This window comes from Cohnella silvisoli (genome assembly GCF_021190915.1).
Taxonomy (GTDB): domain Bacteria; phylum Bacillota; class Bacilli; order Paenibacillales; family Paenibacillaceae; genus Cohnella; species Cohnella silvisoli.
In genome coordinates this window covers 350,685-364,018 of sequence record NZ_JAIOAP010000003.1, presented here as the reverse complement: position 1 = coordinate 364,018, position 13,334 = coordinate 350,685, and the positions used below count along the sequence as shown (strand labels likewise).

Sequence of the window (13,334 nt, the reverse complement as noted above, 5' to 3'; positions counted from 1 at the left end):
ACCTTCACCTCACACTTTGAAAATCCTTACATTTATTTACTCATTATACCACTCCTCTTCTGCAAAAAAGATCGAACGGCGCTGTCTCAATCTATATCCGCGATCTTCCACTTACCGTCTTTTCCCTTTAGCGATACAACGGTGTTCCCGGAATATTTGACAATACCGTCGTCTAAAAACTCATATTCTAGTTGAATATCCATTCGTCCACTTTCTATATCGTCTGGACGGATCAATGTCATTTTCGTGAAGCGGTATTGATGATTTGAACCAACCATATAATCGAGAAAATCGTTATCACGCACTAGGGTAGACCTAAATGCGGCTTTGTCCTTCTTAACGATAGCTTCGATGTTTTTCCTTACAAGCAGAATGACCGCCTCTTCGTCGTCGTCCGCTCCTTTCGGGAAATCGATAGCTATCCCTGCTTGAAAAGAAGTCGGATCGGCCACATATCGAATATTCTTCAGGATATCTAAAAATAGCGGTAATGTTGTTTCCTTGTCTTGTTCAAAATAATGCAACCTTACAAGAAGCTCGTTGCCCTTATGGATGATTTTGAAGTAATCGTAGTAGCTCCCGCTATCGTCCTTTTCCGTCCCGGCATACTCAGAGTATTGAGCAAGTGACGGATTCGTATAGTTGGACTCGAACGGAGCCTGATCTTTCGTGAACAACGAGAACAAACTCCTCTGATTGTCCATGCCCCATTCGGTTCCATCTTCTAGCACATATTCCTCCATCGTATCAAGAAAATAAAATCCGTACGGCAGGTCTCGATGTCTCTTAAACGTCGCAGGTGTGTTTTGGCCTTCGAGTCCATCTAGCTTTGCACTACCATCGTAGTAGGAAATATCATGGGGCAGCAACGGTACTTTCTCTGTCACGCTAGGCTCAGTAACCTCTTTACTTTGACTTGGCTCATTGGACATGGATTCCGATTGGGTAAAGGTATTCGTTGGTTGGGCTGGCACTGAGTCATTCGAGCGACCGCAACCCGTAACGATACCTATTGAAAATAGGGATAGCAGCAATAGTTGCTGCACTTGATTTCTCATTTTGCTCACCTCGGCATGACATTTAAATTACTGCGTGATACGTACCGAATAATTTGGGGCATCCCATTTCACATCGGCTCCTACAGTTTCTCCGATTATCCGAAGAGGAACAAGGATGCTTCCGTTCACGTAAAGCGGTTTCTCCTCGGACGGAACAACTTTCCCGTTAACGGTTGTTTGGCCGGTTAGAGAGTTGATAACGATATGAATATCACCCTTGGTAGCGAGGATCGAACGGGTTTTGACATCCCACTCCACCTGAACGCCCAACTTCTCCAATACTCCCCTAAGAGGAACGAAGGTCACTTGATTAACGATCAATGGAGAAACGAGCATTTCCGTTTCTTTGCCGTCGATCGTAACGGTAACGGAATTATTGATTAAAGTAGGCAGTTCAAACGCAGAATTTGTAAAACCAAGTCCCGTTTGACCGAACTCATTCGTTCCCCATGAAAGCACATGTCCGTCCTTCAGCAAAACATATTGATTGCGGGTTCCTCGCGTGATTGCAATTGCGTCATTTATGCCTTTTATTTGAGAAGCGATCCATTCCTCTTTAGAGTTTTTACTCCAAACCCAAACCGTTCCATCCGCTTTGACAGCGGAACGGAAAGATACCGATACGATATCCGTTAAGCCCGTAACCTGTTTTCGAACTAAAGTTGCCTCAGAGCTAAACGGCGTATAGTTATTCCATGTCCATACCGTGCCATCCCATTGTAATGCTGCAGCTTCATCATCTTCGATCGCGAGGGCCTTATATTCCCCGGAACCTGCCAGTTGCGTGGGTTTTCTTATTTCATGCATATTTGAGCCTTTGTATTGCTTTAACCCCCATACCCACACTTCACCGCCGTTACCCAGTGCAAGAGAAGTATATTTTCCAGCCGCTATCGCTACGATCGTAGGTAATCCGTCGACTTTTACCGGAGATAGAGCATTTTTCAGGGTGCCGTTTCCGATCTGTCCTAGGCCGTTGCCTCCCCAAGCCCACACCGTACCGTCTCGCTGCAACGCCAAGCTATGCATGTCGCCAGCAGATACTGCAATAATATCGGTTAAACCTACTACTTGATGCGGCTCGACAGCGATATCGGTAGATTGTTTCCCGTTCCCAAGCTGCCCGTGCTCATTACCCCCGACTGACCATACCGTCCCGTCCGTTCTTAACATAAGCGTACTTCGATAGCCGCTTGATACTTGTTTGACATGATCGATATGTACCTTTACCGGCGTGTATGCAGGCATGGTTGTTCCATTTCCGAGAGAGCCCTGCCCCCCTCCCCAAGCCCACAACGTTCCATCCGTTTTTACGGCAAACCCAGATGTATCGCCTGCCTCTATTTGCTCTACGTTCGATAATAAATGATTCGCAGTTTGCGTGAGCGGCGGGGTACCTTCGGCCTTAGCCAGCAACGGGTGCATGATTCCTAATCCTATTAGCAATGCCAGAATGACTTTCCACACCCGAAAGTTGCTCGTCTCCATATGTATTCTCCTTCTACTTTCAAAAATAAATCATTTCGCCGACATACCTATAGACGATATCCTCCCAATAAAGTTCCAATTCCTTGTAAAAATCCTTGCGGAACGCAAAAAAATCCCGTCCCCTAAAGGACGAGATCACTTGAGATGCACCATTCCAGCGATTGACGAAGCACTCCGATAAATTCGGGATCCGTCAAGCCTTCCAATCTGTGGGCCGGGGTCAGGCAGCACACTTTCCCAGATCCGTAAACGTGCTTCCATCCGGCGATAGAGCTGCCGTCTTCCGACTCCGAACGAAGAAACACTTCGGTTTCCGCTTCGTTGCAAGCCACGAAATAATGCTCGTCGATAAAGGAGAATGACTGCTGTTCTCCATTGGCAGCCGAAAGTTCCGCAGACGTGTACCGCACCGACTTGTGCTGTTCAGGGTGGGATATGAAATAGCCTTTTAACATCCCGACATAAGCGCTGTCTTCCGGATAGGATGCCAAGCCCGAGTGCCAAGCGAGCCATCTGCCGCCGTTGCTGACGTACCGTTCGATTTGCCTTGATACGCCGTCATCCATCCACATCGATACTTGTTCATCCTCCGGATTGATCCGGTTTTCTTTGAATAGCACAACGACTGCCGGATTTTCCTCAAGCGCCTTGCTTAGATCGGCAGCATCCACGTACAGGAGCTCCAATTCCATTGTTGATTGCAATGGGGCAAGAGCCGATTCTAGCGCTTGCTTGATCCATAGCTCGTTATGATAGAAATCGCCGACGCTGGCGACAATCTTCTTCATGATCCTGGCACTCTCCTCCCATGCAACTATCAAATGTATTTCATCAAAATGTTCTCAACATGCTGAAGATGCTGCTTCATCCTTTGTGCCGCAAGCTCGGAGTCTTGCAGTCGCACGGCTTCGAATATCGCGGAATGCTCTAGATAAAGGCGCTCGGCAACCTGTTGGTTGGCATACAGCTCGACCCTGCGAATTTCTCTGATCGCTGTTTCCAACTGGTAGGCAATCGATTCGAACAACCTAACAAGGATGGAGTTGTGGGTGGCTTTGGCTAATGTGAGGTGAAAGAGCAAATCCGTTCTCTCACCTTCGATATCTTGACCAACCGAACGGCCCATCACAGATATTAATTCTTCAAACTGCGCTAAGTCTTCATCCGTTCTTTTCGCAGCGGCGACGGAGGCGTTAGATACTTCTAGGGATTGCCGAGCTTCGAGAAGTTCGAGCAATGTCTCTCTGTTCATCCTCAAGGAATCAAGCTCGGGAAGCGCAAGCTCAGCAGCGGGAGAGTTGCGGATAACCCGGCACCCTCCGCCTTGGCGGATTTCAATCAGCCCCATCGCCTTTAGCGCGCTTAATGCTTCCCTAGTCGTGGAACGTCCAACTCCGAACCTCTCGGACATCTCCTTGGTCGAAGGCAGCTTATCTCCGACCTTCAGCTTACCGTCCAAAATCATCTGCTGGAGTTGGTCTTTGATTTCTTCATAATGATTCCGTTTCGTTAACCGGGTCAATTCCATGACAGCCTAGCCTCCGTTTCAACCGACAATCAGGGCGTAGACAACGCCGGGTCCGTGAACGCCGATCGTCAGATCGTTCTCGATGTCCGCCGAACGGCTTGGACCGGAGATGAAGTGTATACCGGCAGGCAAGCTGTCGCGTCCGCCTTCGTCGAAGTGAACCATGATTTCGCCTAACCGGGTTTTCAACCGTTCAACCGGAATAATAGCCATTAAGACGGTAGGCAGAAGGCTGACGGAACGCCCCTTGTCCTTGGAGGAAAGCACCGTAATGGAACCGGTATAAGCTGCCGCATAATCGGCTATCACGACGCCGATATCCGCTTCGGCAGCTCGTGCCTTCCAATGTTGCTCGGGATCGCTGTTCCACACCGACACTTGGGCGCCGGGAAGCGCTCCTTCCAAACCAAGCTCGTCCAGCTCCGGTTGATTTTGCCTAATGACGTATTTTGCGCTTAACTCCGATGCTTTATCTGCAATAAAACGTTGAACCTCTTCCATAGTCGACAGTCTCTGTACATGACCGCCTACGCTTTTGAAGTTTGTAGTAAACCGCTCGATCCGTTCTTCTTCGTTCAACTCATAGTCGTTCCAGAAATCCGGAGAACCGCGGAACGGGTGGCGAGGAGGCTCCGTTACCATGGGGCGTCTTAATTTCTCGGAAATACTGTTTATGAACTTAGTCTGCTTGGAACGAGACTCGGCTTCCATTTCAATCAGCCAATCCTGATGCGTATCAGCCATGTCCGTGACCTCCTCCGTTCGCCCGGTCTTTCACGATCGCTTCCATCCGGTTTTTCATATCGGGATCCATTTCCTTTAATCCATTTCGAATTTCCGCTTCCATCGTGCCCCATTGATCGCGGAATGATTTCTTCGGTAAGCTCGGCGTAACCCGAACGCTGTTCCAGCCTTTAAGCGGTCCGATCTTAATGCGGATTTCCCCATTGCGGGCGACGAGCTTCTGCCCAAGCTTCCCTAGCTTTAGTGCGGCTTTGAATCGGCCGGACTTGGACATGACGGTCGCGAAGCCTTTCATTCCGATCGCTTCAACTTTATCTCCGTGCCCGCTCTCGATCTTGCGTCGACGCAAATAGATCAGCATCTCGTGCAAAGGAATTTTGACCGGACAAGCTTCGTAACACGCTCCGCATAAGCTCGAAGCGTTGGCGATATCGTCCCACTCGGCTACGTTTTTCTGCAATGATGGCGTCAGCACCGCGCCGATTGGACCGCTGTAGGTTCCCCCGTAAGCATGGCCGCCGATATGGCGGTAGACAGGACAAGCATTCAAACAAGCGCCGCAACGAATACAATTGAGCAATTCCTGGAACTCCGGATCTCCAAGCTGCAGAGAACGTCCGTTATCCACGATAATAATGTGCATTTCATCCGGGCCGTCGGCATCCGCCGAACGACGGGGTCCCGTAATGCCGGACATGTATACGGTCAGCTTCTGTCCGGTTGCCGAGCGCGGCAACAAGGTTGCCATGACTTCAAGATCCGCCCAGGAAGGAATGATTCTCTCCATGCCCATTAGCGTGATTTGCGTTTTAGGTACCGTCGTTACCATGCGTGCATTGCCTTCATTTTCGAACAATACCATGGAACCCGTTTCCGCAATCGCAAAGTTGCAGCCCGTCATTCCGATGTCGGCTTCCAGAAACTTCGCCCGCAATTTCCTGCGCACGTACCCGGCCAGAATAGACGTATCCGGCTCGAGCTTCTCCCCTGCATCTTCGGACAATAAATCCGCGATTTGATAACGGTTCTTGTGAATGGCCGGAATGATAATATGGGAAGGCGTTTCTCCCGCTAATTGAATGATATACTCGCCGAGATCCGTCTCGACGGCTTCGACGCCGATCGATTCGAGCGCATGGTTGAGATGCAATTCCTCCGTTACCATCGACTTCGACTTCACGACCGACTTGGCTTGCTTGCGTTCTGCAATAGATAAAGAGATATGAACCGCTTCTTCAGCGGTATCCGCAAAATGCACATGAACCCCGTTAGCGCGCGCGTTATCTACGAATAAGTTCAAATAATAGTCTAAGTGAGCGATTGTATGAAGGCGAATTTGTTTGCCTCGCTCCCGCCACTCTTCCCAGTTTCCGTGCTCCTCGGTCGCTTTGAGCTTGCCGCCTTTTAGTCTCTCCGTCGTAAACTTGACCGCTTTCCTTAGAAAGTCATTGTTTAACGCGAGATCCGCACGTTCTTTTACCGTAGCTCCGTCGGAATGTCCGTGTCCGCTGCTCATGCCTGCTTCACCCCTTCGTAAAGAAGCTCAGCCAGATGCATCACTCTGACCGGTTCGTTGCGGTAACGCAAATTGCCCGCGATATTCATCAAGCAAGCCATATCCAAGCCCACAAGCACTTCCGCTTCGGTTTCCTTCACATGATCGGATTTCTCGCTAACCATGGCACCCGATATTTCCGACATTTTCACGGCAAAAGTTCCCCCGAACCCGCAGCAGTCTTCCGCGAACGGCAAGGGTACGAATTCCAACCCTTTAACCTTGCTCATGAGTGCGAGCGGTTCGTCCTTAACGCCAAGCAAGCGGCTTCCGTGGCATGAGGGATGGTAGGTCACCTTATGCGGAAAAGTCGCGCCGACATCGGTAACGCCGAGCACCTGCACGAGAAACTGTGTAAATTCATACGATTTGCTTTGCAGCTTAACGGCTTTCTCGTACATGATCGCATCGTTCTCGAACAGTTTCGGATAATGATGGATCATTCCCGTGCACGAACCGGACGGCGAGATGACGAAGTCGCAATCCTCAAATGCCTCCAGGATGGTCTTAGCCGTAGCACGCGCTTCATCCCAATAGCCGCTGTTGAAAGCCGGCTGACCGCAGCAGGTTTGCACGGTAGGGAATTCGACTTTAACTCCGTAATTCGCAAGCAATCGGACCATCGCTTCTCCGACCCTCGGATAAATGGCATCGCTCAAACAAGTTATGAATAAGGAAACTTTCATGCCGCGCACCCCTCTTCAGCTTCTTACTCCATAATATCAGGTTATCAGACAAGTTGGAAGAAATATATGCCTCCAATTAACTCCTGATTAAACTGCATATTCCCTGTAAAAATTAAATGTATGCAGTTCACTCAGGAGCAATTAATCGAAGGCACAACTTCTTCGCACGATCAAACCGTAATAACGGTAATCCCCCGGTCTTCCAACTGTTCTTTCGTTTCCTTGGCTATTCGCCGGTCGGTAATAATAACGTCGACCTCCGCCAAATCGGCGACATGCGTGAACGCCTGAACGCCGAACTTGCTGGAATCCGCCAGCAAAATGACTTCGTCCGCCATCCCGATCATCCGTTCCTTAATGCGAGCCTGCAGCTCGTTGGACTCGCTAATTCCCCGTTCCAGATGAACGCCTTTGCAAGATAGGAACACTTTATCTACATGGTAAGCATCCAAGGAGCGTTCGGCTAATGGGCCGACGAACGAAAGCGATCTCTGGGCGAGAATGCCGCCGGTTGAGATCACTTCGATTTTCTCCTTGTTGCTTAGCTCCGTCGCGACCTTGATCGAATTGGTAAGCACGGTCAGCGGAAGATCGGGTACATCGGATGCCATATACCAAGCGGTCGAGCTCGCATCCAGAAGAATGCGGTCCTTCGGCTGAATCCGTTTGATCGCTTCCAAAGCGATCCGCTTCTTCTCCTCTGCGTGCGTGATTTCCCGCAGGGCATAGGGGATTTCCGGATGCTGCGGGACGTCTTTCACGCTAACCGCGCCGCCGTGGGAACGGCGAAGGCGACCGGACCGCTCAAGACGATCCAGATCGCGCCTAATCGTCTCTTCCGTCACTTGGCAAAGCTCGCTCAGTTCGGATACCCGTATGCTTCCTCTCTCGCCGACCAAGCTTACGATTTTCTCATAACGCTCCGCAACTAGCATAGCTTACCTCTTTTCCGATACCCAATTTATTCAGTAAGCCCCGTTATTACGCAAAATCGTTCAAACGCGTCGTTCCAGGCTTCCCGTTCTTCCGGTTCATAGATCGTAATTGGAAAAGAATCGCGAATAACTTTGCGGGCTTCCCAAATATCCGCGAACTGGCCTTGCGATATCCATTGTACGACTAAGTTCCCGATCGCGCTTCCTTCGGCCGGTCCGGCCCATACCGGTTTGCCGATCGCATTCGCCGACCATTGGCAGAGCAACGTATTCTGGATGCCGCCGCCGACCATATGAAGGCCATTAAACCGTTGTCCGGACAATCGTTCCGTCAGTTCGAACACATACCGATATTTTAAGGCGAGACTCTCCAATATGCAACGAACGAATTGTCCCGCGCTTTCCGGAGCTTGCTGCCCCGTCTGCCGGCAATATTGAACGATTCTAGACGGCATGTCTCCTGGAGGCAGGAATGAGGAATCGTCGGGATCGATAAGAGCGGCGAATGGCTCAGCTTCAGCAGCCATCTGTACCAATTCGGGGAACGAGTAGGATTTCCCTGCTCTCTCCCATTCTCTCCGGCATTCTTGAAGAATCCATAAACCCATAATATTTTTCAGCAGTCTGTAAGTACCGGCCACGCCGCCTTCATTCGTGAAGTTCAGCTTCTGCGTCAGATCATTAATAACGGGTTTATTAACTTCCGTCCCCATAAGAGACCAGGTTCCGCAGCTCAAATAAGCGAATGACTTCTCTGTAGCAGGAACCGCCGCAACCGCGGAACCCGTATCATGCTCGGCTACCGCATAGACAGGAATCGACGGAATGCCTAATTCCTCGCACACGGATGGCTGAAGCATACCCGCATGAGATCCGGGCTTAAGGACATCTCCGAACCACGATTTCGGAAACTCGAGCAACTTGAGCAATTCGGTATCCCATTTGCTTTCGACCGGGTTATACAATTGGGTCGTGGTCGCATTCGAAAATTCATTATGCATTTGTCCGGTCAAAAAATATCGGAGTAAATCCGGGATCATGAGAAACCGGTTGCCTTCCTTGAGCAAAGGAGAGTTGGCCAGCTTAAGCGCGAACAGCTGATAGATCGTGTTGAACGGAAGAAACTGAATGCCCGTCCGGGCAAAAATAATCGCCGGCGGAATTTGGGCGAACAAGCTTTCCATTGCGCCTTCCGTATGCCGATCCCGATAATGATAGGGATTGCCGACCAGTTCCCCGTCTTTGCCAATGAAACCGAAATCGACGGCCCAGGAATCGATTGCCATGCTTTGCAACGCGATCCCCGCGTGCTTTGCCTTAAGCAGCCCTTGCTTGATTTCGTGATACAGCCGCAATATGTCCCAATGCAGGCGGTTACCCATCTGCACCGGATCGTTGGAAAATCGGTGAAGCTCCTCCACTTCGATCTTTCCATCTACGAGTCGGCCGAGCAGCGCCCTGCCGCTGCTCGCCCCCAAATCAAACGCGAGAATGCTCGACAATCTGCATCACCCTTATATTAAGTTATACACCGCGCTTCAGCAGCACTTCATTCTCGTAAGTTTTCACTTCTGCCAACCATTCTTCGCGAACCGGAACGCCCATCTTCGCGCAGTAATAATCCCAAATTGCTCCGAATGGATAGCTTTTGAATTCTTCCGTCAAAGCAAGACGCGTCGTATAGTCGCCTTCCAGCTCCGCTTTCTTCAAAGCTTCCACCGGATCAAGCATCGCTCTCAGCAATGCCTTAAGCGTGTTGCGTGTACCGATAACCCATGCGGCTACGCGGTTGATGCTCGCATCGAAGAAATCAAGGCCGATGTGCGTTTTGCCGAGCAAATCGCCGCGAACGAGCTCTCTGCCGATATCGATCAATTCATCGTCCAACGTGACGACGTGATCGCTGTCCCATCTCATCGGACGGCTAACATGCAGAAGAATTCCATCCGTAAATAAAGCAAGGGAAGATAATTTGTTAGAAATGACTTCGGTTGGGTGGAAATGCCCCGCGTCTAGGCAAATAAGCTTGTTGTTCTGAATGCCATAGCCCATGTAAAACTCATGCGATCCGACAACATAAGCTTCCGAGCCGAGGCCGAACAGTTTGCTTTCTACCGCATCCAAGTTATAAGCAGGGTTCAGGTCTTCCGCAAACACTTGATCGAGCGCATCTTTCAAGCGCTGTCTTGGTGCCATGCGGTCGGCTGGAACATCCTTGAAGCCGTCTGGAACCCACACGTTCGTTACGCAAGTCTGTCCGAGTTGTTCGCCGAAATAGGCTCCGATTTTCCGCGATGCTTTGCAGTGGTCGATCCAGAATTGACGTATGGCCGGATCTGAATGGCTTAGCGTAAATCCATCCTTGGAATTCTCGTGAGAGAAACACGTTGGATTGAAATCAAGACCCAAGCCTTGCTCCTTGGACCAATCGACCCACTTCTGATAATGCTTCGGCTCGATTTTATCCAATTCGACCTTTTCTTCCGTATCGGCGTAGATGGCATGCAGGTTCACTTTATGTTTGCCGGGTATGAGAGAGAACGCTTTCTCCAAATCCGAACGCAATTCCGCAGGAGTACTAGCCGCACCGGGATAGTTCCCCGTTACCGAAATCCCTCCGGTCAAATCTTGATCCTTGTTCAGAAACCCCCGAACGTCGTCTCCTTGCCAGCAGTGCATGGAAATTTTAATTTTTTCCAACTTGCTAAGAACTTGATCGACATCGATGCCATGCTGAGCATATTGCTCTTTAGCTGATTCGTAATTGCTAACGATTTTCTGTTGCATAGGTGACTGCTCCTCTACTCCGCGATTTACTTTCACTTGATCGGGTAAGCCATAACGGACATCAGCGTATTCTCGGCTTGCGTTGAATCCAATCGACTATACTGTACGATAATAGGAACATCGCTTTGAACTTCTATGGCATAGGGAACGCCGATCGGAATCGGCGCCCCTTCTTGGTGTAAAGAGCTCGTACGGATGTGTTTCGTTCGTCTGGCTGCAACAACGACCATAATATCTTCCATCGGCTCACGGTCTTCGAAAAAAATCGTAATCTTCAGCAGGGCTTCCTCCGAAGCCGTGTTCAGGACACAGATGGATTCATGGCTCGTCAACGTTCCTGAGCTCGTCTCGGGAATATAACCGTCCGGAATATACCAAAGCTTCTCGCCGCGGTGCTTATGCATGCTTGATACCCTCCGATTTATCGTGTGAACGCTGCCGGTACTCCGCCGTCGATCGTCAGCATGCAGCCCGTCGTCTTCTCGGACTTAGAGGAAGCGAAGAAAGCAATGCCTTCCGCGATATCCCTTGGGAAAATGTTGACGAGCAAAGTCGTACGTTTGCGGTAGTATTCTTCCAATTGATCCGGCTCGATGCCGTATGCCGCCGCACGTTCGTTGCGCCAGCTGCCGTTCCAGATCGCGGAGCCTTGAAGGATCGCGTCCGGTAATACGGTGTTCACGCGGATTCCGAACTCTCCGCCTTCCGCAGCGATGCAGCGTGCAAGATGCGCTTCAAGCGCTTTGACGGAACTGTAAGCGGAAGCGTTCTTGCCTGCGTAAACGGAATTCTTGGAGCCGATGAATACCATGTTGCCGCCGATCGCTTGCTCCTTCATCAACTTAAACGCTTCGCGGGCAACGAGGAAGTAACCCGTGCCGAGCACGTTCATGTTCAAGTTCCATTCTTTCAGCGAAGTTTCATCGAAAGGACTGGAGGTCGCAAGTCCTGCATTGTTGACGATGATATCTACGCCGCCATAAATAAGTGCAGTTTCGGCATAAGCGGCTTGTACGGCCTCTTCGCTTGTTACGTCCATTTTAACGGCAATCGCCCGGTTCTCGCCAAATTTCGCGTTGATTTCCGCCGCTACTTTCTGTGCGCCTTCCAAGTTCAAGTCAGCCAGGACGACATGCGCGCCTTCGGATACGAGTCTGCGAGCCGTTTCGCTGCCGATCCCGCCTGCTCCGCCCGTGATGAAAGCTACTTTACGGGAAAACTCGGCTTCGGCAGGAGCCAAAGACAGCTTATAAAGCTCAAGCGGCCAGTATTCCACGTTGTAGGATTCGTTCTCTACTAGGGAAACGAAGTTGCCAAGCGCGGTTGCGCCTCTCATGACGGCAATCGCGCGGTGGTACAAAGCTCCGCTGATTTGCGACATCGCCCAGCTTTTGCCGGTGTTGATCATCCCTACGCCCGGAATGAGAATGACGCGAGGCGCTGCTTCGAACATGACGTCGCCTTCATTTTTATTGCGCTCGAAGTAGGCTTTGTACATTTCTTTGTAAGCCGCTACGCCTTCTTTCAGCTTGGCTTTCAGGCCTTCAACGTCTTCCGCGTTCGGAGTCCAGTCGATGAAGAGCGGAACGACTTTCGTGTGCACGAGGTGATCGGGGCAAGCCGCGCCCACTTGGGACAACGTTGCGGAATCTATGCCGCCTACGAATTGCAGAACATCGTCCGCGTCGTCGAAGGAAAGAATCATTTTCTTCGCATCGCTTACGGCGCCGCGAATGGTCGGCATCACTTGAGATGCGATGCTCTTGCGAACGTCCGCTTCGAGTGTCGCGTGTTTTACGCCGCCGAATATTTTCGCTTCGTTAACGCGAGCTTCGATAAAGTTCTCGGCTTCCGTGATGATCTTGATCGTTTGCGCGTAACAAGCTTCGGAAGTGTCGCCCCATGTGACGAGACCGTGTTTCTCCATGAGCACAAGCTCGGCTTTAGGATTGTTAAGCACGCCTTCGGCGATCATCTTGGACAATGTGAAGCCGGGACGAATATAAGGAACCCATACAAAACGATCTCCGAAAATGTCGCGGGCAAGCTCTTTGCCGTTATCCGCGCAGCATAAGCTGATGATAGAGTCGGGATGCGTATGGTCTACTTGTTTGAACGGGAGGAATGCGTGAAGCAGCGTTTCGATCGATGCACGAGGATGCTTCGAATCGATCATGCAATTCGCCAGGTAGGCAACCATATCTTCATCGGACATTTCCGATTTCTCGAATAAAGGACGGATGTCATCCATGCGCAAGCCTGTAAAATTACCCGGTTTCATCGAAGCGAGGTCGGAGCCGCTCCCTTTGACGTACATCACTTCCGTGTCGCGTCCGCGGAAATCTTGAACGATCGTTTTGGTAGACGTATTGCCGCCGCCGAAGTTGCATACGCGACGGTCCGCGCCAATGATGTTGGAGCGATAGACGAGTTGATCCAAACCGCTTTGCTGCTCTGATGCTTTCGATGATTGCCACAAGCTTTGTACCATGGAAATACCTCCGGTTAATTGTTTATTTGTGTTTGATATCATCCTATCATATTTGTTTATGT

At 50.4% G+C, this 13,334-nt stretch carries 12 protein-coding genes; all 12 read right to left on the bottom strand.

Annotated elements, in window-relative coordinates; all coding sequences use genetic code 11:
- Positions 1-86: 86 nt before the first annotated feature.
- Entirely contained in the window at positions 87-1,058 is a 972-nt protein-coding gene (locus K7P76_RS08285) for a hypothetical protein (protein ID WP_232184776.1), read from the bottom strand.
- A gap of 27 nt (positions 1,059-1,085) precedes the next feature.
- On the bottom strand, positions 1,086-2,546 hold the full coding sequence (locus K7P76_RS08280) for an RCC1 domain-containing protein (RefSeq protein WP_232184775.1): 1,461 nt from the start codon (positions 2,544-2,546) through the stop codon (positions 1,086-1,088).
- Positions 2,547-2,668: 122 nt separating this feature from the next.
- Positions 2,669-3,334, bottom strand: a complete 666-nt coding sequence (locus tag K7P76_RS08275; RefSeq protein WP_232184774.1) for a ThuA domain-containing protein — start codon at positions 3,332-3,334, stop codon at positions 2,669-2,671.
- A 29-nt stretch (positions 3,335-3,363) separates the two neighbouring features.
- The gene (locus K7P76_RS08270) at positions 3,364-4,074 is read right to left on the bottom strand and encodes a FadR/GntR family transcriptional regulator (protein ID WP_232184773.1); all 711 of its coding nucleotides are present in this window, start codon (positions 4,072-4,074) and stop codon (positions 3,364-3,366) included.
- A gap of 18 nt (positions 4,075-4,092) precedes the next feature.
- Complete coding sequence (locus tag K7P76_RS08265) at positions 4,093-4,818, bottom strand: LutC/YkgG family protein (RefSeq protein ID WP_232184772.1); 726 nt, start codon at positions 4,816-4,818, stop codon at positions 4,093-4,095.
- A complete protein-coding gene (locus tag K7P76_RS08260) occupies positions 4,811-6,334 on the bottom strand; it encodes a LutB/LldF family L-lactate oxidation iron-sulfur protein (RefSeq protein ID WP_232184771.1) in 1,524 nt (507 codons plus the stop codon). Before K7P76_RS08260 ends, K7P76_RS08265 begins: the two co-directional genes overlap by 8 nt.
- Positions 6,331-7,059: a (Fe-S)-binding protein gene (locus tag K7P76_RS08255; protein ID WP_232184770.1), complete on the bottom strand. Its 729-nt coding sequence runs from the start codon at positions 7,057-7,059 to the stop codon at positions 6,331-6,333. Before K7P76_RS08255 ends, K7P76_RS08260 begins: the two co-directional genes overlap by 4 nt.
- Before the next feature lie 170 nt (positions 7,060-7,229).
- Positions 7,230-7,994, bottom strand: coding sequence for a DeoR/GlpR family DNA-binding transcription regulator (locus K7P76_RS08250; RefSeq protein WP_232184769.1), 765 nt, complete (start codon positions 7,992-7,994; stop codon positions 7,230-7,232).
- A 26-nt stretch (positions 7,995-8,020) separates the two neighbouring features.
- Entirely contained in the window at positions 8,021-9,496 is a 1,476-nt protein-coding gene (locus K7P76_RS08245; protein ID WP_232184768.1) for a rhamnulokinase, read from the bottom strand.
- A 22-nt stretch (positions 9,497-9,518) separates the two neighbouring features.
- Positions 9,519-10,781, bottom strand: a complete 1,263-nt coding sequence (gene rhaA, locus K7P76_RS08240) for an L-rhamnose isomerase (protein WP_232184767.1) — start codon at positions 10,779-10,781, stop codon at positions 9,519-9,521.
- A 32-nt stretch (positions 10,782-10,813) separates the two neighbouring features.
- Entirely contained in the window at positions 10,814-11,185 is a 372-nt protein-coding gene (locus K7P76_RS08235) for a sensory rhodopsin transducer (RefSeq protein ID WP_232184766.1), read from the bottom strand.
- Positions 11,186-11,202: 17 nt separating this feature from the next.
- Positions 11,203-13,272, bottom strand: a complete 2,070-nt coding sequence (locus tag K7P76_RS08230) for a bifunctional aldolase/short-chain dehydrogenase (RefSeq protein ID WP_232184765.1) — start codon at positions 13,270-13,272, stop codon at positions 11,203-11,205.
- Positions 13,273-13,334 lie beyond the last annotated feature (62 nt).

Excerpts from the sequence above, each read along its gene's own strand:
- K7P76_RS08285 (WP_232184776.1), bottom strand. The coding sequence starts at position 1,058 with ATGAGAAATCAAGTGCAGCAACTATTGCTGCTATCCCTATTTTCAATA.
- K7P76_RS08280 (WP_232184775.1), bottom strand. The coding sequence starts at position 2,546 with ATGGAGACGAGCAACTTTCGGGTGTGGAAAGTCATTCTGGCATTGCTA.
- K7P76_RS08275 (WP_232184774.1), bottom strand. The coding sequence starts at position 3,334 with ATGAAGAAGATTGTCGCCAGCGTCGGCGATTTCTATCATAACGAGCTA.
- K7P76_RS08270 (WP_232184773.1), bottom strand. The coding sequence starts at position 4,074 with ATGGAATTGACCCGGTTAACGAAACGGAATCATTATGAAGAAATCAAA.
- K7P76_RS08265 (WP_232184772.1), bottom strand. The coding sequence starts at position 4,818 with ATGGCTGATACGCATCAGGATTGGCTGATTGAAATGGAAGCCGAGTCT.
- K7P76_RS08260 (WP_232184771.1), bottom strand. The coding sequence starts at position 6,334 with ATGAGCAGCGGACACGGACATTCCGACGGAGCTACGGTAAAAGAACGT.
- K7P76_RS08255 (WP_232184770.1), bottom strand. The coding sequence starts at position 7,059 with ATGAAAGTTTCCTTATTCATAACTTGTTTGAGCGATGCCATTTATCCG.
- K7P76_RS08250 (WP_232184769.1), bottom strand. The coding sequence starts at position 7,994 with ATGCTAGTTGCGGAGCGTTATGAGAAAATCGTAAGCTTGGTCGGCGAG.
- rhaA (WP_232184767.1), bottom strand. The coding sequence starts at position 10,781 with ATGCAACAGAAAATCGTTAGCAATTACGAATCAGCTAAAGAGCAATAT.
- K7P76_RS08235 (WP_232184766.1), bottom strand. The coding sequence starts at position 11,185 with ATGCATAAGCACCGCGGCGAGAAGCTTTGGTATATTCCGGACGGTTAT.
- K7P76_RS08230 (WP_232184765.1), bottom strand. The coding sequence starts at position 13,272 with ATGGTACAAAGCTTGTGGCAATCATCGAAAGCATCAGAGCAGCAAAGC.